General features: G+C 44.9%; 2 protein-coding genes and 1 pseudogene. 1 reads left to right on the top strand and 2 read right to left on the bottom strand.

The window, feature by feature from the left end; translation table 11 throughout:
- The first annotated feature begins 1 nt into the window (after position 1).
- On the top strand, positions 2 to 265 hold the full coding sequence (gene trpR / locus R7Q47_RS25770) for a trp operon repressor (protein ID WP_318090199.1): 264 nt from the start codon (positions 2 to 4) through the stop codon (positions 263 to 265).
- Between the two features lie 48 nt (positions 266 to 313).
- Here the strand turns inward: trpR and yjjX are convergent, their stop codons facing one another.
- Both yjjX and pheA read right to left on the bottom strand, forming a co-directional pair.
- The gene (gene yjjX, locus R7Q47_RS25765) at positions 314 to 847 is read right to left on the bottom strand and encodes an inosine/xanthosine triphosphatase (RefSeq protein WP_023585665.1); all 534 of its coding nucleotides are present in this window, start codon (positions 845 to 847) and stop codon (positions 314 to 316) included.
- A gap of 24 nt (positions 848 to 871) precedes the next feature.
- Positions 872 to 1,150, bottom strand: a pseudogene (gene pheA, locus R7Q47_RS25760) (bifunctional chorismate mutase/prephenate dehydratase); the annotation flags it as partial.

Here is a 1,150-nt window from a genome sequence, read left to right as displayed (position 1 = left end):
AATCCGATCCAGCGTGGATAGCCAGCAACATGAGATGCTGTTAACCATGCTGATGACACCTGATGAGAGGGAATCATTAACTGCACGCGTTAACATTCTTAATGAGCTTCTCAAAGGGGAATTATCTCAACGTCAGATCAGTCAGATGCTTGGTGTTGGCATTGCCACGATCACTCGTGGCTCAAATGAGTTGAAGTCGAAATCCGAAGTGGAAAAAGACAAGCTGAAACTCTTACTAGAGCAAGTGGCTCAAGTCGCGAAGTAACAGAAAAGGGCGGAAATATCCGCCCTTTTTCGTATCTGGTAATTCGAATTAAAGATTGGCAGGGAAGTGGTCTGGATTCGTAAATGGAATCAGCGCCAGAATTAACGCTTGATGATACACCGAGCTACGAGTTAATTGGTTTTGGGTCAGCAAGCTGATTGCGCCGCCCTTCTGTTTGATGTTTTCAGTGCCAAACACTTTGTCCATCACATCACCAAGTTCATTAGCATCTGCAAGTTGAGCTAATACTTCTGGTGGCAACATCAAACTGGCTGAGCGAGATTCTCCACGATGGGTATCTGATTCAATCACCATCCACGCAAACGTCACATTGCCTTCAATTCCAGCTTCTAAGCCAACATAAAAGTCTGCAGTTGGCATTTCCACTTTGGCATTTTTAACTCGATTGACTGCGCCGCGATGGGTCTCTTCGTTAGTCATCGGCTGATCGGCGACTTCACTCGGAACGCTGATGCCGACAAACTCAAAAACTTGTTGAGGGAATGCGCTTTGAAATGCACTCTTTACCGCATTGATTTTTGCAGGGTTTAGAGAGGCGATAACGACTTTTTGGGTTGCCATGATCTTTTTACTCATCGATGTCTATTAGCTCAATTTCACTTGCGTTGGTTTGATGTTTTCGCTTGGATAACAACCCAGTACTTTCAAGTGTTTAGTGATTTTTGTTAGCTCTTGCAATGCTTGCTGCATTTCGGTTGAGCCTAGGTGCGCTTCTAGATCAACGTAGAACATTTCTTCCCACGGATTACCCATGATTGGACGCGATTCTAACTTAGTCATATTGATGCCGTAGCGTTGCAGTACCAGTAGAGTTTCAACCAATGAGCCCGCTTCCTGGGAGGTCGACATAATCAACGTCGTTTT

This window comes from Vibrio sp. Vb0349, assembly GCF_033338975.1.
This window is presented reverse-complemented; position numbering and strand designations above follow the sequence as displayed.

Excerpts from the sequence above, each read along its gene's own strand:
- yjjX (WP_023585665.1), bottom strand. The coding sequence starts at position 847 with ATGGCAACCCAAAAAGTCGTTATCGCCTCTCTAAACCCTGCAAAAATC.